18 protein-coding genes and 1 pseudogene are annotated in these 21,398 nt (G+C 38.7%); 15 read left to right on the top strand and 4 right to left on the bottom strand.

The features are described 5' to 3' along the window. Position 1: 1 nt before the first annotated feature. The 3 genes from HMPREF2766_RS09030 (at position 2) to dltD (ending at position 3,227) form a co-directional block, all read left to right on the top strand. Entirely contained in the window at positions 2-694 is a 693-nt protein-coding gene (locus tag HMPREF2766_RS09030; RefSeq protein WP_000137509.1) for a methionine ABC transporter permease, read from the top strand. Between the two features lie 158 nt (positions 695-852). Further along, positions 853-2,007, top strand: a complete 1,155-nt coding sequence (gene dltB, locus HMPREF2766_RS09025; RefSeq protein WP_070569416.1) for a D-alanyl-lipoteichoic acid biosynthesis protein DltB — start codon at positions 853-855, stop codon at positions 2,005-2,007. 47 nt (positions 2,008-2,054) lie between these two features. Further along, entirely contained in the window at positions 2,055-3,227 is a 1,173-nt protein-coding gene (gene dltD / locus HMPREF2766_RS09020; protein ID WP_000593512.1) for a D-alanyl-lipoteichoic acid biosynthesis protein DltD, read from the top strand. 174 nt (positions 3,228-3,401) lie between these two features. On the opposite strand, the gene HMPREF2766_RS09015 is transcribed toward dltD, so the two are convergent. Beyond that, complete coding sequence (locus HMPREF2766_RS09015; protein WP_000739510.1) at positions 3,402-3,971, bottom strand: MptD family putative ECF transporter S component; 570 nt, start codon at positions 3,969-3,971, stop codon at positions 3,402-3,404. 133 nt (positions 3,972-4,104) lie between these two features. Between HMPREF2766_RS09015 and HMPREF2766_RS09010 the strand changes: the two genes are divergently transcribed. From HMPREF2766_RS09010 to nrdI, 5 genes are all read left to right on the top strand, one after another. Then, positions 4,105-4,719, top strand: a complete 615-nt coding sequence (locus HMPREF2766_RS09010) for a YesL family protein (protein WP_049489446.1) — start codon at positions 4,105-4,107, stop codon at positions 4,717-4,719. Beyond that, on the top strand, positions 4,697-6,367 hold the full coding sequence (locus tag HMPREF2766_RS09005; protein ID WP_083303915.1) for a sensor histidine kinase: 1,671 nt from the start codon (positions 4,697-4,699) through the stop codon (positions 6,365-6,367). Before HMPREF2766_RS09010 ends, HMPREF2766_RS09005 begins: the two co-directional genes overlap by 23 nt. A gap of 11 nt (positions 6,368-6,378) precedes the next feature. Continuing rightward, on the top strand, positions 6,379-7,665 hold the full coding sequence (locus tag HMPREF2766_RS09000) for a response regulator transcription factor (protein ID WP_070569413.1): 1,287 nt from the start codon (positions 6,379-6,381) through the stop codon (positions 7,663-7,665). A gap of 58 nt (positions 7,666-7,723) precedes the next feature. Then, a complete protein-coding gene (locus tag HMPREF2766_RS08995; protein WP_070569410.1) occupies positions 7,724-8,257 on the top strand; it encodes an ABC transporter permease in 534 nt (177 codons plus the stop codon). 77 nt (positions 8,258-8,334) lie between these two features. Then, positions 8,335-8,805 carry a class Ib ribonucleoside-diphosphate reductase assembly flavoprotein NrdI gene (gene nrdI / locus HMPREF2766_RS08990; protein WP_000724242.1) on the top strand — a complete coding sequence of 157 codons (471 nt, stop codon included), beginning with the start codon at positions 8,335-8,337 and terminating at the stop codon, positions 8,803-8,805. Positions 8,806-8,885: 80 nt separating this feature from the next. Here nrdI and HMPREF2766_RS08985 read toward each other — a convergent pair whose 3' ends face one another. From HMPREF2766_RS08985 to argS, 3 genes are all read right to left on the bottom strand, one after another. Then, positions 8,886-10,148, bottom strand: coding sequence for an NRAMP family divalent metal transporter (locus tag HMPREF2766_RS08985; protein WP_070569407.1), 1,263 nt, complete (start codon positions 10,146-10,148; stop codon positions 8,886-8,888). Between the two features lie 197 nt (positions 10,149-10,345). Then, positions 10,346-10,591 carry a hypothetical protein gene (locus tag HMPREF2766_RS08980; protein WP_000084865.1) on the bottom strand — a complete coding sequence of 82 codons (246 nt, stop codon included), beginning with the start codon at positions 10,589-10,591 and terminating at the stop codon, positions 10,346-10,348. Positions 10,592-10,925: 334 nt separating this feature from the next. After that, a complete protein-coding gene (argS, locus tag HMPREF2766_RS08975; protein WP_001092733.1) occupies positions 10,926-12,617 on the bottom strand; it encodes an arginine--tRNA ligase in 1,692 nt (563 codons plus the stop codon). A 154-nt stretch (positions 12,618-12,771) separates the two neighbouring features. On the opposite strand from argS, the gene argR reads away from it, so the two are divergent. The 7 genes and pseudogenes from argR to HMPREF2766_RS08935 all read left to right on the top strand — a co-directional run bounded on the left by argR (position 12,772) and on the right by HMPREF2766_RS08935 (position 21,243). After that, entirely contained in the window at positions 12,772-13,218 is a 447-nt protein-coding gene (gene argR / locus HMPREF2766_RS08970) for an arginine repressor (protein ID WP_001231483.1), read from the top strand. A 50-nt stretch (positions 13,219-13,268) separates the two neighbouring features. Further along, positions 13,269-15,803 carry a DNA mismatch repair protein MutS gene (gene mutS / locus HMPREF2766_RS08965; protein WP_070569404.1) on the top strand — a complete coding sequence of 845 codons (2,535 nt, stop codon included), beginning with the start codon at positions 13,269-13,271 and terminating at the stop codon, positions 15,801-15,803. Between the two features lie 74 nt (positions 15,804-15,877). Continuing rightward, positions 15,878-17,178, top strand: a pseudogene (locus HMPREF2766_RS10150) (IS3 family transposase); the annotation flags it as partial. A 148-nt stretch (positions 17,179-17,326) separates the two neighbouring features. Further along, positions 17,327-18,268 carry a hypothetical protein gene (locus tag HMPREF2766_RS08950; protein ID WP_070569401.1) on the top strand — a complete coding sequence of 314 codons (942 nt, stop codon included), beginning with the start codon at positions 17,327-17,329 and terminating at the stop codon, positions 18,266-18,268. Continuing rightward, positions 18,255-18,467 carry a helix-turn-helix domain-containing protein gene (locus HMPREF2766_RS08945; protein WP_024413027.1) on the top strand — a complete coding sequence of 71 codons (213 nt, stop codon included), beginning with the start codon at positions 18,255-18,257 and terminating at the stop codon, positions 18,465-18,467. Before HMPREF2766_RS08950 ends, HMPREF2766_RS08945 begins: the two co-directional genes overlap by 14 nt. Beyond that, positions 18,454-19,518, top strand: a complete 1,065-nt coding sequence (locus HMPREF2766_RS08940) for an SIR2 family protein (protein ID WP_070569398.1) — start codon at positions 18,454-18,456, stop codon at positions 19,516-19,518. Before HMPREF2766_RS08945 ends, HMPREF2766_RS08940 begins: the two co-directional genes overlap by 14 nt. Before the next feature lie 9 nt (positions 19,519-19,527). Then, positions 19,528-21,243: an ATP-binding protein gene (locus HMPREF2766_RS08935; RefSeq protein ID WP_070569395.1), complete on the top strand. Its 1,716-nt coding sequence runs from the start codon at positions 19,528-19,530 to the stop codon at positions 21,241-21,243. Positions 21,244-21,398 lie beyond the last annotated feature (155 nt).

The raw sequence follows: 21,398 nt of genomic DNA, 5'->3' as shown, positions 1-21,398 counted from the left end.
AATGACAGAGTTGATTCAAACTTATCTACCAAATGTCTATAAGATGGGCTGGGCTGGTCAGGCAGGCTGGGGAACAGCCATCTACCTAACTCTTTATATGACAGTTCTTTCCTTCATCATCGGAGGGTTCTTGGGGCTGGTGGCAGGTCTCTTCCTCGTCTTGACAGCGCCAGGCGGTGTCTTGGAAAATAAGGTTATCTTCTGGATTTTAGACAAGATTACCTCTATTTTCCGTGCGGTACCATTTATCATCCTCTTGGCAATCATGTCGCCACTGTCTCACTTGATTGTCAAAACAAGTATCGGGCCAAATGCAGCCCTTGTCCCACTTTCTTTTGCGGTCTTTGCCTTCTTTGCCCGTCAGGTGCAGGTTGTCTTGGCTGAGTTAGATAGTGGTGTCATTGAGGCGGCTCAAGCGAGCGGAGCGACCTTCTGGGACATCGTGGGTGTTTACCTATCAGAAGGTCTTCCAGATTTGATTCGTGTGACGACTGTGACCTTGATTTCCCTTGTTGGGGAAACAGCTATGGCCGGTGCGGTTGGAGCTGGTGGTATTGGTAACGTAGCCATTGCCTATGGATTTAATCGTTACAATCACGATGTGACTATCTTGGCGACCATTATTATCATCTTGATTATCTTTACAATCCAGTTCTTGGGAGATTTCTTGACCAAGAAATTAAGTCATAAATAATGGAAGGAGTTCAACGGGACTCCTTTTTGTTTTCTAACCGAAATGCAAGAAGGATAAAGCTTCTTTTTAGAAATATGCTATAATAAATAAAGGTCCCCAATTAGCAAGTCAGAAACTTTGCTGTAGAAGGGATGATAATGTAAAGGAGTTTGGCTGGTATGAATTATTTCGAGGGGAATGAGTTTTTCCTTCTCTTGTTTGTAGTTTTACTGATTGGTTTTGTGGTAAACTTTTTTGAAAAACGTAAGGACTACTATATTTTGGCCCTCTCCCTCTTATTTGCAGGAGCTATCTATGGTAAGAGTCGAGCGATGATTGTCTATTTGCTCGCCTTTATCGTTTACCAGTATTTTCTGGTTTTTCTAGCACAGCGGATAGAGGCAAAGTGGCTGAAACCACTGGTTTTCCTTTCCATCCTTCCTTTGGTGATCAATAAAGTCTTTGCTCTGACTTCTCTGCATTTGTTGGCCTTTATTGGAATTTCTTACATGTCCTTTAAGACCATTCAGATCATGCTAGAGATATCGGATGGCTTAATCAAAGAAAAAATCAGTGTAAAAGATTATCTACAGTTTTTGCTCTTTTTCCCAACAGTTAGTGCTGGTCCAATTGATCGGAGTAGGAGATTTTTAAAAGAGATAAACGAGGTCATGCCCCGAAAAGAGTATCTAGAATTAGCAGGGGACGGTGTGTATCGTATCGTTCTAGGACTCCTTTACAAGATTGTTTTATCAACCTATGTTTATCAGATGTTACTCGCTCTAAATAATACTGGCACAGTCGTTTACTCAATCAAGTATATGTACCTCTATACCTTGTATCTGTTCTTTGACTTTGCAGGCTATAGTCTAATGGCCGTTGGAAGTAGTAATATTCTAGGTATTCAGACACCGATGAACTTTAACAAACCTTTCTTGAGTGTCGATATCAAAGATTTCTGGACTAGATGGCATATCACCTTGTCGACCTGGTTGAGAGATTTTGTATTTTCAAGAGTATTGATGCAGGTTATCAGGAAAAAATGGTTTAAAAATAGACTACACAATGCAACCTATGCCTATATGGTCAATATGTTGGTCATGGGTTTTTGGCATGGTCTTAGTGTTAGTTACATTGTCTATGGTTTTTATCATGGTGTCTTGATGGCTGGATTTGAAGTGTATCAAAAGAAAAGCAATTTTTATAAGAAAAATAAAAACAAAAACTGGTATAAGCTACTAAGTTGGTTTGTGACCATGAATTTGGTTATGATTGGTTTCTTTATCTTTTCAGGTGAACCCTATAAAATCTTGCTGACGACTTTAAAGAGATAAGAGATTGAGAAGAAATCGGCTAGATCGAAGGGATAGGATAAAACGAGATGATTAAATTAAAAGCATTTTTACTATCGCTTGTGCTCGTAATTGCGACGCTTGCCCTTTTAAATGTGACGTATGTCAAGAAGATTGATGATTATTATAAAGTCAAGGATAACAGTATTCGTTATAGCACCTCGTATGAAAAGTATAAAAGTAGAGATATTCTAACAAGCAATATCACCCCCAATACACTGGTTCTAATGGGTTCCTCAGAGTTGGTCGCAACGATAAATGAAGACTATCATCCAAATAAAATTTTTAACTACAACGATTTTAATATCATGCAGATTGGGACCAGTTATTCTCAAAACATCATTCAGGCTACGACCTTGGGCTCTATTGAAGGATCAATGAGTAAGCGAAAAGTAGCTATAGTAGAGTCGGTTCAGTGGTTTGAAAAAGATGGGACCCATCAAGATGCCTTTTTGAACAAGGCTTCTCAGGAACATATTTTTCACATGCTAGATAATGATAAGATTAGTAAAGAAACGAAAGAAAAAATAATCAATCGCATTATCGAGATTACCAAAGGAAATAAGCAACAAAATGACATCTACAAAAAATACAAAAGTTATTTCATAGATGGAAAAGGAACTATTGTTGATAAAAAACTATTAGAGTTAGATAACGCGATGTATTCCTTTAAGCTTAAACAGACTTTTTATCAAAAACATGCTAAATCAGATTATCCTTCACTAGGAGACAAAACCCCAGACTATGATTGGGAAAAGATGACGGATCAGTTTGTGGAAGAGGTCAAAAAGAAAACAGACAATAATGACTATGCTGTTGATAATAACTACTACAATACTTACTTAAAAGATCGCTATGCATCGCTGAAAGATTCTAATAAAGATTTGAGCTACCTAGAGTCACCAGAATATTCAGATATGGAACTCTTCTTGACAGTTGCTAAAGAATTGGGCATTGAAGTTGAGGTTATTATTTTCCCAGTAAACGGGAAATGGAATGACTACACTGGTGTCTCAAGAGAGATGCGAGAAAAAACTTATAAAAAAATAGAAGATGTCGCAAAAAGCCATGGTGCAACCGTATTAAACTATGGAAACAGAGAGTATGATGATTACTTTTTATTTGACGTGATGCACGTTGGAGTGAAAGGATGGATGGAAGTTGAAAAAGAACTTTACAAATTTGCAAACCAAGCTAACTAACACACATCGTTTAATCTTGTGGACACTATTTTTCTATACGGTCATCTTGAGCATCGTGATCTACTGTTTTGTGACCGATTTTTCGAATATTCAAGAATTTATCTATAGTGAATTTTAAGATTGTATACAAAAAGGCCCTGGAGCTAGGCATTGCTGGTCTTCAGGGCTTTTACCTTATAGTTTATCAGCTATTTTTTGACTTAGAAATTGCCCAACCACAGCCCCAATCAAGGCACCTAGGAGGATGCTTGAAACAAAGAGAAGGATTTTGTCCAACTCTGGAGCGACCATGATACGGTCAATGTATTCTTGGGATTTCCCACGCGCAAGTAAAGTGGCCACGTAAGCTTTGGGACGGATCCACATGAGAAAGATAGGACCACTTGTGCTAAAAGCAAAGACGAGGAAGGAGAGGGTGTTTTTGATTCGGTCTCTGTAGTTGCCGAGACGAGCGATGGCATCTGCTGCAAGACCACAGGCGAGTCCTGGGAGAAAGGCACCAGCGCCATGCTTGCTAGCTAGGAAGAAAAGTGCCATAAAAAGTCCCAGAGTGGTGATAGCGCCAAAACGAGGGACCTTCGTCAAAAGAAGCATGTAGACACTGCCACCGACAAGGGCAGAAAAGGCAGGTGCGTAGAACATATTGCCTGTTTGGTCGACCAGGTGTCCTAGGAAGACTCCAATCCCTACACAGAGAAAGTAGAGGACGGCGGCCAAGAGGGTGGTTAAGATATTTTTCTTCATGAGAATCTCCTTGATGCGAATTAACAAAACCAATTGTATCACGCTTTTTGAGGATTGTAAATGGGAGTTCTATATTTTTGAAAACGCTTGAAATATGATATAATAGTTACATCGTTAGTTTAAGGAGAGTAGCATGGGAAAATTTTTAGAATTCGTCTTTAATCGTATCTTTTTGGGAATGATGGCGACGGCTTATTTCTGGCTATTAACACTAGCAGGAGGAGTGGTATTTGGTTTAGCACCAGCAAGTGCCACCCTTATGAGTTTGTATGCGGAGCATGGTTATACCTATCGAGCCTACCATTTGAAAGAAGCTTGGGAATTGTATAAGAGTAATTTTGTCAAGAGTAATTTGGCTTTCTATAGTTTTGTGTTTGTGGATCTTGTCCTAGTTTATGGTTTGTATCTTCTAGTTCAATTGCCCCACCAGACGATTTTCCACCTTTTGGCGACCTTTCTCAACGTCCTTGTAGTTGCTCTTGTCTTTCTAGCCTACACTGTTTCCTTGAAACTTCAGGTGTACTTTGATTTATCCTACCAAAATACCTTGAAACTGTCCCTTATCGGGATTTTTATGAGCTTACCTGCGATTGCCAAGGTTTTACTCGGGACGACTCTCCTTGTAGGAGTTGGTTATTATATGCCTGCCTTGCTCTTTTTTGTAGGAATTGGAATGTGGCATTTCTTTATCAGTGATATGTTGGAACCTATTTATGAAAGTATCCATGAAAAATTGGCGACAAAATAGAATGAAGCAGTTTTGGCTTCACTCTCTTTTACGGATTTATAGTTTGGTTATGATCGTGGTCATTGCCAGTTTTGCGATTATGCTATCGTATGCTGACTGGGACTCGCGTGAGAAAGAGGCCCAACGGGTTGCAGAACGTGTGACCACTCGGACAGTGAGTGAAGTGGAATACTATCACAGAGAGTCAACCCAACTTGCTCAGTCTTTGGTTGAAAATCAGGCCCGCATCGAAGGGATTTACAAGTATTTCAGTCTCAGCACACCAGACTATTTCTATTGGCAATTAGAGCGTAAAACTTCGCCTTATATCTCGGTTTCCCTGTATGAAAATATTGATGACCTCTATGTTCGGAATGATTTTGTGACTGGAGTGGCTATTGTTCTTCAGGACTACAAGGAAGTATATGTTTCGACTAGAGAAAAACGCAGTGGAGAGAAAGTTCCTGCGGAGGATTTTAAGCCAACAGCCAATAGTTTTGCTATTCCTGTTTCTGATCCTGTGTCTGACAAGGATTTAGGAGTGATCTATATCTCTCTATCCCCAGATGTTTTACATGGAGCTATTGACAATACTCGGGGTCATATCCCAATGGCTGTAACAGTAACTTCGCCTTTTGAGACCGAAATGTTCCATATTGGGGAGAAGGTATCAGCCGAGCGAGAAAACTGGTTTGTAGGAGTCACCTCTCACGGTTATCAGGTTCGAGTTGCTGTTCCTAAAAATTTTGTTCTTACAGGAACTTTGACGAGTTCTGCTGTTATTATTGGGCTAAGTATTCTCTTTATCATCATTTTGTACGTGACCCTTAGACAGACTTTTTCAAATTACCAAAAACAGGTCGTAGACCTAGTAGATTCGATTGAGGTGATTGCTCAAGGAGAAGAAGGCCTTCGAATCGATACCTCTGAAAAAGACCAAGAGTTGCTTCTCATTGCAGAAACAACCAATGATATGTTGGATCGCCTGGAAAAAAATATCCACGATATCTATCAGCTAGAGCTCAGTCAAAAGGATGCCAATATGCGAGCCCTGCAGGCTCAAATCAATCCTCACTTTATGTACAATACTCTGGAGTTTTTACGGATGTATGCCGTTATGGAAAGCCAGGATGAACTGGCAGATATTATCTATGAATTTAGCAGCTTGTTACGCAACAATATCTCCGACGAGCGGGAAACGACCTTGAAGCAAGAGTTGGAATTTTGCCGAAAATATAGCTATCTCTGTATGGTGCGTTATCCTAAATCCATTGCCTATGGTTTCAAGATTGCACCAGAATTGGAAGAAATGAGGATTCCAAAATTTACACTCCAACCATTAGTAGAAAACTACTTTGCCCATGGTGTTGACCATCGCAGAACAGATAATGTCATCAGTATCAAAGCCTTGAAGGGCCAAGGCTTCGTTGAAATCTTAGTGGAAGACAATGGTCGAGGAATGCCTGCTGAGAAACTAGCTAGCTTGCAAGAAAAATTAGCTCAGCGAAGTTTTGAACACGAGGCAAGCTATAGTGGGGAGCGACAATCAATTGGAATAGTAAATGTACACGAACGCTTTGTTCTCTACTTTGGGGATCGCTACCAAATCAGTGTAGAGTCAGCTGAGCAAGAAGGTGTTCGTTACCATATCACTATCCAGGATGAATAGAAAGGGTAGAAATGTATAAAGTTTTATTAGTAGACGATGAGTACATGGTGACAGAGGGGCTCAAGCGATTAATCCCCTTTGAAAAATGGGATATGCAAGTCGTCGCGACAGCAAGTCACGCAGATGATGCTTTGGACTATATTAAGAAAAATCCAGTAGATGTGGTCATTTCCGATGTCAACATGCCAGATAAGACCGGACTTGAGATGATTAGGGAAATGAAAGAGTTACTTCCAGATACCTATTATATCTTGCTGTCTGGTTATCAGGAGTTTGAGTACGTTAAAAAAGCCATGAACCTTAGTGTCGTGGATTATCTGGTCAAGCCAGTAGACAAGGTGGAGTTGGGCAATTTATTAGAAAAAATTGCGCAACAGCTTCAGGAAAAGGTGGAGCAAAGTCAGACCCTCAGTCAAGAATTGGATGAGACAGGATTTACGAACTACCTGTCAGGTAAAGACAGCTGGTGGATTGGTCTATCCAAGGAAAAGCAGGGTTCTTTTACCATTCCTTACTATGTTTTGGGGCAAGACTGGCAGATTTTCATCTCTGATCAACAGCTCGATGGCATCATCGTGACACCATTTGAAGCACCCTACCAGCAGTCCTTTGAGAATTGGAAGATCAACGCTGAAAAAGCCCTCTTCTACGGTTCAGTTAATCTAGAAAAATCCGAGAGTTTGTTTGCTTATTACGAGCCGATTTATCGGGTGATTATCCAAGGGAATATCAATCAAATCATCGAAGAATTAACCCTGCTAGAGAAGGTCGTCTTGGAAAATACCCCGCGCGTGGCCATCACGAAGCAGCTCTTCACTCAGTTTGTCATGGATGTCTTTCATTTGTTTGAACACCTAAAAGCAGATGATATGACCGAGATAGTCAAAGCTATCCATGCCATTAACACCTTTGAAGAATTGGTTGCCTATATCAAAGAAACTTTGACCAAGTTCTTTGGCCAGTACCGCATGAATGAAAATGTGGTGAGCGTGCTGGAGGTGATTGGGCGTGATTATCAGAAAGAGCTCTCACTTAAGGACATCAGCAAGGATCTCTTTATCAATCCTGTCTATCTCGGTCAGTTGATTAAGAGGGAAACCAACTCGACTTTTGCGGAATTGCTCAATAAACAGCGAATTAAGGCAGCGCAGCAACTCTTACTGTCGACCAGTGATAGCATCGAAGATATTTGCTATGCAGTTGGCTATAGTAATGTTGGATATTTCTACAAGGTTTTCCGTAAATTGTGCGGAAAATCACCGAAAGCTTATCGGAAACAAGTTGAAACCAGCTTGTAAAAGTTGTATTCCTGTACAAAAAATGCTATAATGTTCAAAATATCTTATGGAGGAAAACATGAAAAAGAATCCTATTTATCTTTGGGTCTTGTTAGTCCTATCAGCCCTCATTTCATCTATGTCATTATTTGGAATCTTGAGTCCATTGCCAAGTAAAGATGTGCTTCGTGCTAGCCTGGCGAATAGCGGGACGCTTACTGCTCAGCAATTAGAAGACGCAGTCAACTATACTTACCAAGTAACAGCGTCATCGCACTCTATTTTTAATATGTTGTTGATTGTTTTATCTGCAATTTTAGTTGTAGTAGCTTTTGTATTTCTCCTACGTAAAAATGTGCAATTCGCAAACTATGCTTATATTGGCTATGTTCTACTAGCGATTGTTGGTTTGGTTTATAGCTATATGAACGTTCAAGATGCGGTTCAATTAATCAAAGATTCTACCCTCGGCCTAGGAATGGGAGCATTAGCACAAGGAACGAATATTTTGTTCATCATTATCAATGTTCTCTTTTTAGCCTTAGTCTTTTACAAGATGTGGCGCCAGCAAAAGGATTTGACCGAAGAAGTCGAAGCAGAAGAAGTTGCCTAAGTATTGACAAAAAAGAACTATCAAGTTACAATCTTGGTAGTTCTTTTTTAAATCGTAAACAAAAAATAGAGGTCAACATGAAAAAAATATCCTTAGTGTATATCAGTCTGAGTGGGAATACAGAGAGTTTTGTAACCCGACTCAAGGACTATCTCTTGTCCCAGTATGAAGGGATTGAGGTCCAAAAAATCCATATCAAGGACCTAGTCAAGGAAGGTCAAGAATTTTTTGAAATGGAACATCCCTATATCGCTTTCTTGCCGACCTATCTAGAAGGTGGAAATGGTGTCGACAACGGCGATGTTGAGATTCTAACGACTCCAGTGGGTGATTTTATCGCCTATGGAGACAATGCTAGTAAGTGTTTTGGTGTAGTGGGATCTGGTAATCGCAATTTTAACAATCAATACTGCCTGACAGCCAAGCAGTATAGCCAGCGCTTTGGCTTCCCGGTCTTAGCAGATTTTGAAATGCGTGGTATGCTGGGAGATATTAAAAAGGTCGCAGCGATCATTGCCGACTTGTATGAGTTAGAGACAGAAAAATAAAGTAGTACTGAGGGGCAGTTGAGATTTTCAACTGCTTTTGTGTATGTAAAAAGCACCCCGTAAGGGTGCCATTTTATAAACTATCCTGCTTTTCCGATGGCAAGTGCATAGATAAAGAAAATAGCAAAGCCAAAGAGGAAAATCAATCCTGCGATTGCGAGGAGTTTTAGCCAAGAAGGAAGATTTTTATTCTCACGTGTCACCAATACATAGTTCAAAAGAGCGAAGAATGGTGTTGTCAGGAAAGAACCGATCATGGCAAAGCGAAGCATGGTTGAAACTTGTCCAGCAAAGAATTTAATAATTACGATACCAATGATAGCGGTAATGGTCATCCAGATGTTCAAAGATTTGCGAGTATCCTCTTTTTGACGAATCAAGAGTCGTAGCGATTCCTGATTGACACGAGAGTAGCCATCGATAACGGTGATGACTGTTCCAAAGATACAGAGAAAGGCGATAAAGGTAATCAAATAACGGGACCATTCTCCAAGAACAGAGGCATACATACCAACAAATTGAGAAATGTACTTGGCTGAAGCGGCTTCAACTGCCTGTCCTGTAGGATACTGAATCAGTGCTCCTAGTGCCACGAAGAATACAGCTAGGATAGCAGTTCCAATGTAACCAACGTTAAAGTCGAAAAGGGCGTCCGCTGTATTAAAGTTGACGGTCTTTTTCTTTTCAGCAGACCAGAGTGAGTTGATGGCTGAAATTTCAATAGGGGCAGGCATCCATCCTAAGAGGGAAACGATGAAAGGGAGGGCCGCCATTTGCCAAGGTGTCTTCTCGACAAAATCAGAGCTGTATTCAGGATGCTTAATTGCTGCAATGATAACTGCAAGAACTGTTGCAATGGTCAAAGCAGACATAATCCATTTTGCCATACCGTCCAATAGTTTGTAGCCACCAAAGAGTAACATAGCCCAAATGACTGCAACAAGGATAAGGGACCATTGAGTGATGCTAAGACCGATCATTGGGAAGGCACTGGCGATGATAGCTGAGCACAGAATGGCAACACCAGCTGTGTTGACCATAGCTGAAAAGACATTGAGGATAAAGAAAATCCAGAGATAGAGTTTTCCTTTTTCAGCATAGCCTTCGACCAAGGTTTTACCAGTGTCGGCAGTATATTCGGCACCAAAACGGAAAAATGGATATTTAAAAACATTGGCCAAGATAACCAAGAGGAGTAGTGACCAACCATAAGAACCGCCAGCTTGAGTAGAGGATACAATGTGAGAACCTCCAACGGCAGCAGAAGCCATTAGGATTCCTGGCCCCATTGCCTTTAGTTTGCTTGCCCAGGTTGACTGGTTTGATAACGTAACTTGTGACATAATAAACACTCCTATTTTTGAATTTTCAGAATAATCTGAATAGATAGCTACTATTCTACAAAAAACTTAAAGGAAATGCAAGAATATTTTGAAAAAATATAGAAAATTACAGAAAACTTTACATGTATTAATGAAATTTCTCCAAGGAGAATATGGTAAGCCTAAAAAATCCGAGAAGAAAGCTTCTCGGATTTTGATTATTTCAATTGATCTGTGACGTCTTTTGAGAGCAACATTCCCAGATGGTAAGTTTTATTGATATGTGCAATGACATCATTGATATTTTCAGTCGTGTGAATTTTCTCTTTGATGTCAGACCTAAATGTCTCGTCCTTCAAGAGTTGCTCTTGGTAGAGTCTTTGAAGTCTTTCCTTCTCGTACTTATTGAGCAGAAAAAGGAAAACCAAGCTAAGTACAACGAGGATATAAGCATATTGGCTCATAAGGAATCTCCCAGTGTGATAAAGAAATAGTAAAAGTGAATAAATTATTTCATTGAACAGCTGCAAGGCCGAACAAAATATAAATGTTATTTTGCCTCAATCTTTCAGATTGCTTTCAAGTAATTTAAAAGATTAGAACCTAAACCCAACTAAATCGCTGTTATTTGGTTTGATAAGTTAGTGAAGCGCCAAGCCAAATCACCATAGTTACGACGTTATGGCCTCTAAATCGATTATATTTAGGGGCCATGACTAGTGAAGCAGTTAGCTAGTCCGCATATAAGCGGCTAGCGTCTAACAATTAGGAACTTAAGTTCCAATTGTTAGTACTGAATCACATCTTCTCCGGCGCTTCTACTCCGAGCAAACGAAGAGCTTCTTTGAGGACGACTGCGGTTGCGTAGCTGAGGGCCAGACGACTGTCGCGCTCAGGACTTTCATCTAGGATACGTGTATGTGCATAATATTTGTTAAATGCTTGAGCCAAACTAATCGCAAATTTCGCAATGATAGAAGGTTCAAAGTTATCTGCTGCACGATTGATAATACGTGGAAAGTCCTGGAGTAGCTTAATGATTTCCCAGCTTTCAGCATCGTTCAAGCTGTAGTTGCCAGCTGCATCTGGTTTGAAATCGGCTTTGCGCAAGATGGATTGGATACGAGCGTAGGCGTATTGAACGTAAGGTCCAGTTTCTCCTTCAAAGGATACCATAGCTTCAAGGTCGAAGTCATATCCATTTGTACGGTCGGTCTTAAGATCATAGAACTTGATAGCCCCAACTCCAACAGCGTGGGCAACCTGGTCTTTATTTTCTAACTCAGGATTTTTCGCCTCGATTTGGGCCTTGGCACGACTAACAGCCTCAGCGATAGTCGGTTCTAGCAAGATGACATTTCCTTTACGAGTAGAGAGTTTTTTCCCTTCTTTTGTTACCAATCCAAACGGAACATGGACAATGTCTTGGCTCCAATCGTATCCCATCTCTTGTAGTACTGCCTTGAGTTGTTTGAAGTGGGCAGATTGCTCTTGACCAACAACATAGATGGATTTTGCAAATTGGTATTCGTTTTTACGGTAGAGGGCTGCAGCCAAGTCACGTGTGATATAGAGAGTTGCACCATCAGATTTTTTGATAAGAGCTGGATGTTCAATTCCATATTTCTCAAGATTGACAACTTGAGCCCCTTCTGACTCAACAAGAAGTCCTTTTTCAGCGAGAATGTCTACAACAGCATCCATCTTATCATTGTAGAAGGCTTCTCCGTTGTAGCTGTCAAATTCGACTTGCAATTCATTGTAAAGACGGTTGAATTCCACTAAACTTTCATCACGGAACCATTGCCAGAGAGCGAGGGCTTCCTCATCTCCATTTTCCAGTTTGCGGAACCATTCGCGTGCTTCTTCATCCAAGCTAGGATCTTTTTCAGCTTCAGCATTGATGCGAACGTAGAGTTTAAGAAGTTCATCGATTGGATGCGCTTTAACGGCTTCCTCATTTCCCCATTTCTTGTAGGCAACGATCAACATTCCAAACTGTTTACCCCAGTCTCCCAAATGGTTGACCTTGACCGTTTGATAGCCGATCTTTTGGAAAATATGTGACAAGCTATCTCCGATAACCGTTGAACGCAAGTGCCCAATAGAGAATGGTTTTGCGATATTGGGACTAGACATGTCGATGACGACATTTTCTTGCTTGCCAATGGTTTGGTCGGCATAGTGTTCTTTTTCAGTGATAACATCCTGTAATACCTGAGCCGAAATAGCAGATTTATCAAGGAAAAAGTTGACGTAAGGTCCAGTAGCGACAACCTTTTCAAAGGCTTGACTATTGATTTTTTCAGCAATATCTGTTGCAATCATTTGCGGAGCTTTACGCTCGACCTTTGCTAGAGAAAAGGCAGGGAAGGCGATGTCTCCCATTTCTGAGTTTTTAGGTGTTTCCAGTAAATTTAAAATAGCCTCTTGATCCAGGCTATCAATGACGCTAGCCAACTCGCTAGCAATCAATTCTTTTGTATTCATAAGGGCTCCTTTTGGGCTTTTTTACTATTTTAACACAATTTACTACATTTTTTGAGAAAGAAAAGAATTTTTTTGAATTATTTATTTTTTTTGGTATAATGTAGTTATAAAATAAATGTAAAACTTGTTATAAATATTCACTTAAGAGGATAATATGAGAAAAAGAGAACGGCATCAATTGATTAAAAAGATGATCACCGAAGAAAAACTTGGGACACAAAAAGAGATTCAAGATCGTTTAGAAGCTCGTAATGTTTATGTGACACAAACGACTTTGTCACGTGATTTGCGTGAAATCGGCTTGACCAAGGTTAAGAAAAATGATATGGTGTATTATGTACTAGCAAATGAGACAGATAAGATTGATTTAGTTGAGTTTTTGTCTCATCATTTAGAAGGAGTTGCAAGAGCAGAGTTCACCTTAGTACTTCATACCAAACTTGGGGAAGCTGCAGTCTTAGCAAACATTGTAGATGCAAACAAGGATGAATGGATTTTAGGAACGGTTGCTGGTGCTAATACCTTATTGGTTATTTGTCGAGACCAGCACGTTGCCAAGCTGATGGAAGATCGTTTGCTAGATTTGATGAAAGATAAATAAGGTCTTGGGAGTTGCTCTCAAGACTTATTTTTAGCAAGGAGAGACGGAAAATGGCAACAGAAAAGCTATCACCCGGCATGCAACAGTATGTGGATATTAAGAAACAATACCCAGATGCTTTTTTGCTTTTTCGGATGGGTGATTTTTACGAGTTGTTCTATGAAGATGCAATTAATGCAGCGCAAATTTTAGAAATTTCCTTAACGAGTCGGAATAAAAATGCAGAAAATCCGATACCCATGGCGGGTGTCCCCTATCATTCTGCCCAGCAGTATATCGATGTTCTGATTGAGCAGGGCTATAAGGTAGCCATAGCCGAACAGATGGAAGATCCCAAACAAGCGGTTGGTGTTGTCAAGCGAGAGGTGGTCCAGGTCATCACACCTGGAACGGTCGTTGATAGCAGTAAGCCGGATAGTCAGAATAATTTCTTGGTTTCCTTAGATTGTGATGGCAATCAATTTGGTCTGGCTTATATGGATTTGGTGACGGGTGACTTTTATGTGACGGGGCTATTGGATTTCACGTTGGTTTGTGGGGAAGTCCGTAACCTCAAGGCGCGAGAAGTGGTGCTGGGTTATGACTTGTCTGAGGAAGAAGAACAAATTCTCAGTCGCCAGATGAATCTGGTGCTTTCCTATGAGAAGGAAGGCTTTGAGGACCTTCATTTACTGGATTCACGTTTGGCAGCTGTGGAGCAAGCGGCAGCTAGTAAGCTCCTCCAGTATGTTCACCGTACCCAGATGCGAGAATTGAACCATCTCAAACCAGTTATCCGCTATGAAATTAAAGATTTCTTGCAGATGGATTATGCGACCAAGGCTAGTCTGGATTTGGTTGAGAATGCCCGTTCAGGCAAGAAGCAGGGGAGTCTTTTCTGGCTTTTGGATGAAACCAAAACAGCTATGGGCATGCGGCTCTTGCGCTCTTGGATCCATCGTCCCTTGATTGATAAGGAACGAATCGTCCAACGTCAAGAGGTGGTGCAGGTCTTTCTTGACCACTTCTTTGAGCGTAGTGATTTGACAGACAGTCTCAAGGGTGTTTATGACATCGAACGTTTGGCTAGTCGGGTTTCTTTTGGCAAGACCAATCCAAAGGATCTCTTGCAACTGGCGACTACCTTATCTAGTGTGCCACGGATTCGAGCGATTTTAGAAGGCATGGAGCAGCCTGCTCTAGCCTATCTCATCGCACAGCTGGATGCCATTCCGGAGTTGGAGAGCTTGATTAGTGCTGCCATTGCTCCTGAAGCTCCTCACGTGATTACGGAAGGTGGCATTATCCGTACGGGATTTGATGAGACCTTAGACAAGTACCGTCGTGTCCTCAGAGAAGGGACTAGCTGGATTGCTGAGATTGAGGCTAAGGAGAGAGAAAACTCTGGCATCAGTACGCTCAAGATCGACTACAATAAAAAAGATGGTTACTATTTCCATGTGACTAATTCGCAACTGGGAAATGTTCCAGCCCACTTTTTCCGCAAGGCAACACTGAAAAACTCGGAACGCTTTGGGACAGAGGAGTTAGCCCGTATCGAGGGAGATATGCTGGAGGCGCGTGAGAAGTCAGCCAACCTAGAATATGAAATCTTTATGCGTATCCGTGAGGAAGTCAGCAAGTACATCCAGCGTTTGCAGGCTTTAGCCCAAGGAATTGCGACGGTTGATGTCTTGCAAAGTCTCGCAGTTGTGGCTGAAACCCAGCATTTGATCCGACCTGAGTTTGGAGACGATTCACAAATTGATATCCAAAAAGGGCGTCATGCTGTCGTTGAAAAGGTTATGGGAGCTCAGACCTACATTCCAAACAGTATCCAGATGTCAGAAGATACCAGTATTCAGCTGATTACAGGGCCAAACATGAGTGGGAAGTCAACCTACATGCGCCAGTTAGCCATGACGGCGGTTATGGCCCAGCTAGGCTCGTATGTGCCGGCAGAAAGCGCCCATTTGCCTATCTTCGATGCCATCTTTACTCGTATCGGAGCAGCAGATGACTTGGTTTCAGGTCAATCAACCTTTATGGTGGAGATGATGGAGGCTAACAATGCCATTTCGCATGCGACCAAGAATTCCTTGATTCTCTTTGATGAGTTAGGTCGAGGGACTGCGACTTATGATGGGATGGCTCTGGCCCAGTCCATCATCGAATACATTCATGAACATATCGGAGCCAAAACCCTCTTTGCGACCCACTACCATGAGTTGACCAGTCTGGAGTCTAGCTTGGAACACTTGGTCAATGTTCATGTGGCAACCTTGGAGCAGGATGGGCAGGTCACCTTCCTTCACAAGATCGAACCAGGACCAGCTGACAAATCCTATGGTATCCATGTTGCTAAGATTGCTGGCTTACCAGCAGAACTTTTAGCAAGGGCGGATAAAATATTGGCTCAACTGGAGAATCAAGGGACGGAAAGTCCTGCGCCGATGAGACAAACAAGTGCTGTTACAGAGCAGATGTCACTCTTTGATACCCCTGCAGAGCATCCTATCCTAGCAGAATTAGCTAAACTGGATGTGTACAATATGACACCGATGCAGGCTATGAATGTCTTGGTTGAGCTCAAACAAAAATTATAAAAAGAGTCCCACTCATGTGTTGAACTGCACCCCAAAAGTTAGACAGAAAAATCTAACTTTTGGGGTGTTTTATTATGAAATTGAGTTATGAAGATAAAATTCAAAACTATGAACTAAGAAAACAAGGACAAAGCTTCAAACAGCTTTCAAAAAGATTTGGTGTGGATGCTTCTGGTCTAAAGTACATGGTGAAATTAATTGACCATTATGGGAAAGAAATCGCCAAAAAAGGAAGAATCGTTATTATTCTCCAGAACTAAAACAAGAAATGATAGATAAAGTTCTGCTGGAAGGTTGTTCGCAAAGAAGTGTAGCTTTAGATTATGCTTTACCTAGTCGCTCGTTGTTGAAAAATTGGCTGGCACAACACAAAAAAACGGGTATACTATTGTTGAGAAAACAAGAGGGAGACCAGCTAAAATGAGACGTAAACGGAAGAAAACTCGGGAAGAAATGACAGAACTAGAGCGACTTCAGGAAGAGAATGAACGCTTACATATTGAGGTGGCCTACCTAAAAAGTTAAAAGAGTTAGAGGAAAGGGACGAGGCCTTAGAGCGAGAAAGACAGAGACAGTTAGAGAAATGGTTTCAGAAGGATTTCGACTAGATTTACTTCTTGAAGCGGCTGGATGGGGTTGATAAGGATCAATAACTTAAAACCGAAATTCAGGTCATTTATACCGAATACAAGGGAAATTATGGTTATCGTCGGATTCACTTAGAACTAAGAAATCGTGGTTATGCGGTCAATCATAAGAAGGTTCAACGTCTGATGAAAGTCCTTGATTTAGCAACTCGAATTCGTCAAAAACGGAAGTATTTTTCCTACCAAGGAGAGATTGGCAAGAAAGCAGAGAATCTCATTCAACGCCAGTTTGAAGCATCGAGGCCAATGGAAAAGTGCTATACAGATGTGACAGAGTTTGCCATTTCAAATAGCGCACAGAAATTGTATTTATCGCCCGTTTTAGATGGCTTTAACAGCGAAATTATCGCCTATAATCTTTCTACTTCGCCCAACTTAGAACAAGGGAAACCATGTTGGAACAGGCATTCACAGAGAAACACTACGAGAATACGATTCTCCATAGTGACCAGGGGTGGCAATACCAACACGATTCTTATCATCGGTTCCTAGAGAGTAAGGGAATTCAGCCATCTATGTCACGAAAGGGCAACAGCCCAGACAACGGTATGATGGAGTCCTTCTTTGGTATTTTGAAATCGGAGACGTTTTACGGTTATGAGAAGCACTTTAGGTCTTTAGAAGACCTTGAACAAGCTATTGTGGACTACATTGATTACTACAACAACAAACGAATCAAAGTCAAACTAAAAGGACTTAGCCCTGTACAATACAGAACTAAATCCTTTCAACAATTATTTGTCCAACTTTTAGGGGTCAGTACACTGCACTGTTTTTTTTATTTGCGTAAGTTCGATTAAAGAGAACATATTTATGAAAAAGTGTACTTTATGGTATAATACAATAAATATAGTTTTCTTGAAGGGATGTTGTTGAATGAAAAAATTTGATAATGAAAAATATCAAATATTGGTAAAAGATTTAATGGGGGATATTTTTTATTCGGAGACATCTAACCGAAATAAAATTGCTACCATTCGCCAGTATGCAGAAGTGATAGTGAGAAAAATTTTAGATATTAATCCAAGTAAAAAAATGACGATTGGCGCAAATGAAATATCTAAAAAAATTGATGCTCTCAATAATAGTGAGTTTTTAAAAGAAGCATTAGATAATATTAAACAGGATGGTAATAAATTTACACATACTGAGTATTTAGAAGAGGTTACATCTGATGAATTTGACAAAATCGTGGATAAGCTTTTGGATATGCTTTCATTCATGCTTATAAATTATTTTGAAACTTATGAATTTGGATCAAGGAGTGATGTTTTACGGTCATTTTCATTATTACCACCAATAGTGCGGTATAAGGTGTTAATATTTTTATATAATAAATACCCAAATAACATTCATGTTATTGATAGATTGGCATTAGCTATTGTTAAAGCATTTGATAAAGAAGAAGCAATCAGATGGATTGAAGCTGAAAAAAACAACTTGATTAATTTAGATGTAATGTCAGATAAAGTATTTAATGAGATTGCAGAAAATAAAGGGATAGAATTTATAAAGCTAATTAGATTTAATTCGCTTTATAAAAATATGTATGAGTTGTGTATTGATAAAATTATGAAAATTGGAAATGAAATAGATTCGAAAGGTCATTTGTATATCGACTTTGAAAGTGCATTGCCGTATTACAAGCAATATGGAATTATAGATGAGGATAGTGAAGAAATAAAAGAATTTAATGATATTATGTATTTTTTATATCTTGGCAGAAGAATAAAATTAGATAATTTTATTAAACTAAAAGAGCCATATGTAACTCTAAATGTAATTACAGGGGATAATAATATAGATGAGAGTATTTAGCTATAAAAAATTGTTCAAAAAACTTATTGATTTAGATATGACAAATAATGAATTGATGGAAAAGGCAAAAATAAGTAAAAGCACATTTTACAAAATGAAGAATGGGCAGAATATAACGACGGATGTTTTACTTAGAATTTGCAATACTTTGGATTGTGGTATTGAAGAAATTATGGAGTGTAGTGATGAATATAGATAGTGAAGAATTTGAGCCAATATTTATGGACATTAAGGAACGATACCTATCAGGTGTAAATTTTCCTAAATTGATAGTTGGAACAGGGCTTTCTATTGCAATGAATATTCCGGGAATGGCGAAATTGGCTGAAAAATTGGAGAAGTCATTTGAAAGTATCAGTGATTTAGAGTTACAAGAACAGTGGAACAAATATAAAGGGAAGATCAAAGATGAAGGCTTGGAAGCAGCCTTATTAGATGTTTCAATAAGTGAAGAATCGTTTGTGGAAACAATTCGAGAGATAACGAGTGAATTTATTTTAGATGAAGAATACGTTCGTCATTTTAATATATTAAATGAAGCTTCCGGATTTGAAAAATTATTAAAGTACCTATTAGGAACTGTAAGTGTAAACAATCAAGTAATCGATATAATGACTCCTAATTATGACAGAATAATAGAACTAATTTGTGATAAATTAAAACTATCAACTACATTAGGGTTTTCGGGGAATATGTATCAAACTTTTAATGAAAATATACTAAAGCAACCTTATGATTTTTTTTCTAAGAGCGTTCCTCTAGTAAGATTATTTAAGCCACATGGATCAGTCAATTGGATAAAAAAGAATGATAGGGAATATCAGATTAATGATTATCAACTACTAAAAGATAACAAGCGGTATATAGATATTATTGCACCAGGCAGTATGAAATATAAGTCAGGAATGATTAACGGTATTTTCAGATGTCATAGAGAAATTTTTAATGAATTGATAACAGACTCTAAAAAGAATTTTTCTATATTTATTTATGGATATGGTTTTAATGACCAGCATTTTAATACAGTATTTGAGGATACTCAAAAGGATGTGGTTGTCTTGACAAGAACGATAAAACAATCTTTTTTAGATAGAGCAATGAAAAATGAAAATTGGACCTTATTTTATAAATATGAAGAGAAAGAAAGCGGTACAGAAGAAGGAAGTTATATGGTATATAAAGGTAAAAAATATAATATAAATAAGGAATTATGGGATATAAATGTATTTTCGGAAACTTTTTTAGGATAGGAGAAAATTATGGAAGATATTCAAAATTATTTAAATCAAGAAGTTGGAGTTGTTCAAAATGTTGATACCAAGAAAGTATCTGTATCAGTAGAAAAGGAAGAAATTTTAAATAGGCTAAAAATAAATGATATAGTTGTTTTATCTGGAAATAATGCAGATGAAAAACTAATTGGAATAGTAACTAGGGTGAGCAAAAAGAGAATTGATATTGATGACGAAGAAACTGAAGAACAAGAGTATTCATATAACTTTTGCAATATAACTTTAGTAGGTACATTTTATAAAAAATTGTCTTCAACTAAACAAAATATTTTCAAAAGAGCAGTGAACACTTATCCTGAAATCAATAGCAAAGTTTATTTAGCCGATGGTAAAGCTCTCTCTATTATTATGAACTCTCTTGAAAATGAGATATCTTCAGAAAAAAGATTAATTATTGGCAAATATGCAAGTCATAAAACTGTTGAAGCTATTTTGGATGGAAATAGATTTTTTCAAAGACATGCAACAATAGTAGGAAGTACTGGAAGTGGAAAATCTTTTACTGTAGCAAATATTCTTGAAAAAGCAAATGAGTTGGAGCACGCTAATTTAATTGTTTTTGATTTGCATGGTGAATACAATGAATTAAGTTATGCTGAACAGATAAAAATTTGTGACTCTGAGGATGGGTTACATATTCCTCTGTGGTGTTTCAATTATGAGGAAATTCATTCATTGTTTATTGAATCTTCTGAAGGGACATCTACAAATCAAAGGGCAGCAGTAATTAAATATATTTTAGAGCACAAGAAAAGGTATCTTGAAGAAAATATGACTGAATTTTCATCCGAAATAATTACAGCAGATACGCCGATTCCTTTTTCAGCAAAAGGGTTAAAAGCATATTTAGAGGATGAAAATATAAAGGAAGAAACAACAGGTGAAGTATATAAAACAGGAGATAAAAAAGGACAAGCAAAGACGAAACAAGGTCAATACTATGGGAAATTAACAAACCTTATTACGAGACTTCAGACAAAAATAGATGATAAAAAATATGGGTTTGTATTTAATGAAGATAATACTGTAAGAGCTGACTATCTGAAAGAATTTGTTGATAAAATAATGGGACTAGATAAAAAGATAAAAGTAATAGATTTATCAGAAGTCCCATCAGATATGTTACCTATAATAATAGGGATTGTTACAAGACTGGTATATGAAGTCCAATTTTGGATGTCGCCTAAAACAGATGAGACTAGGCATCCTATAGCCTTTATTTGCGATGAAGCACACTTATATATGCCGAGAGATACAACGAAATTGAAAGCGGTTGAGAATAAATCGCTGGAGATATTTGAAAAATTATCTAAAGAGGGGAGAAAATATGGTGTTTCATTGGTGATTGTTTCTCAAAGACCTGCGGAATTAAATTCTACTATAATATCTCAATGCAATAATATTATAAGTTTAAAAATTACGAATGATAGAGATAAATCAGCAGTGGCAACTATGTTAACCGATTCATTGGTAGGCTTGGTTGAAACATTACCAAATCTTGATGTTGGAGAATGTATTGTTATTGGAGATTCGATTAAGCTACCTACTAAAATTATTTTAGATAAACCTAAAGAAGAACCTAAAAGTTCAACTATTGATTTTTGGGATAGATGGATAGATGGAAAAGGTACAGTTTTCAATATTGATGAAGCAATTAAGTGCATGATCAAACAAACAAGGTAAGAGGAGAATATAGAAAAGCCATCTCTCCATCTCCTTATCCTTATCCTTATCCATATAAATTCCATAGTTCTTTCGTATTTGATAAAGCTCATCCATAGTAGATTTGGTAGAAGAATACTCTTGCATGAACTGCATCCCAAAAGTTAGACAGAAAA

The sequence above is a fragment of the Streptococcus sp. HMSC076C08 genome, assembly GCF_001810825.1.
In the GTDB taxonomy this organism is placed as follows: domain Bacteria; phylum Bacillota; class Bacilli; order Lactobacillales; family Streptococcaceae; genus Streptococcus.
This window is presented reverse-complemented; position numbering and strand designations above follow the sequence as displayed.

Coding starts and splice junctions, on each gene's coding strand:
- HMPREF2766_RS09030 (WP_000137509.1), top strand. CDS start 2: ATGACAGAGTTGATTCAAACTTATCTACCAAATGTCTATAAGATGGGC.
- dltB (WP_070569416.1), top strand. CDS start 853: ATGAATTATTTCGAGGGGAATGAGTTTTTCCTTCTCTTGTTTGTAGTT.
- dltD (WP_000593512.1), top strand. CDS start 2,055: ATGATTAAATTAAAAGCATTTTTACTATCGCTTGTGCTCGTAATTGCG.
- HMPREF2766_RS09015 (WP_000739510.1), bottom strand. CDS start 3,971: ATGAAGAAAAATATCTTAACCACCCTCTTGGCCGCCGTCCTCTACTTT.
- HMPREF2766_RS09010 (WP_049489446.1), top strand. CDS start 4,105: ATGGGAAAATTTTTAGAATTCGTCTTTAATCGTATCTTTTTGGGAATG.
- HMPREF2766_RS09005 (WP_083303915.1), top strand. CDS start 4,697: ATGAAAAATTGGCGACAAAATAGAATGAAGCAGTTTTGGCTTCACTCT.
- HMPREF2766_RS09000 (WP_070569413.1), top strand. CDS start 6,379: ATGTATAAAGTTTTATTAGTAGACGATGAGTACATGGTGACAGAGGGG.
- HMPREF2766_RS08995 (WP_070569410.1), top strand. CDS start 7,724: ATGAAAAAGAATCCTATTTATCTTTGGGTCTTGTTAGTCCTATCAGCC.
- nrdI (WP_000724242.1), top strand. CDS start 8,335: ATGAAAAAAATATCCTTAGTGTATATCAGTCTGAGTGGGAATACAGAG.
- HMPREF2766_RS08985 (WP_070569407.1), bottom strand. CDS start 10,148: ATGTCACAAGTTACGTTATCAAACCAGTCAACCTGGGCAAGCAAACTA.
- HMPREF2766_RS08980 (WP_000084865.1), bottom strand. CDS start 10,591: ATGAGCCAATATGCTTATATCCTCGTTGTACTTAGCTTGGTTTTCCTT.
- argS (WP_001092733.1), bottom strand. CDS start 12,617: ATGAATACAAAAGAATTGATTGCTAGCGAGTTGGCTAGCGTCATTGAT.
- argR (WP_001231483.1), top strand. CDS start 12,772: ATGAGAAAAAGAGAACGGCATCAATTGATTAAAAAGATGATCACCGAA.
- mutS (WP_070569404.1), top strand. CDS start 13,269: ATGGCAACAGAAAAGCTATCACCCGGCATGCAACAGTATGTGGATATT.
- HMPREF2766_RS08950 (WP_070569401.1), top strand. CDS start 17,327: ATGAAAAAATTTGATAATGAAAAATATCAAATATTGGTAAAAGATTTA.
- HMPREF2766_RS08945 (WP_024413027.1), top strand. CDS start 18,255: ATGAGAGTATTTAGCTATAAAAAATTGTTCAAAAAACTTATTGATTTA.
- HMPREF2766_RS08940 (WP_070569398.1), top strand. CDS start 18,454: ATGAATATAGATAGTGAAGAATTTGAGCCAATATTTATGGACATTAAG.
- HMPREF2766_RS08935 (WP_070569395.1), top strand. CDS start 19,528: ATGGAAGATATTCAAAATTATTTAAATCAAGAAGTTGGAGTTGTTCAA.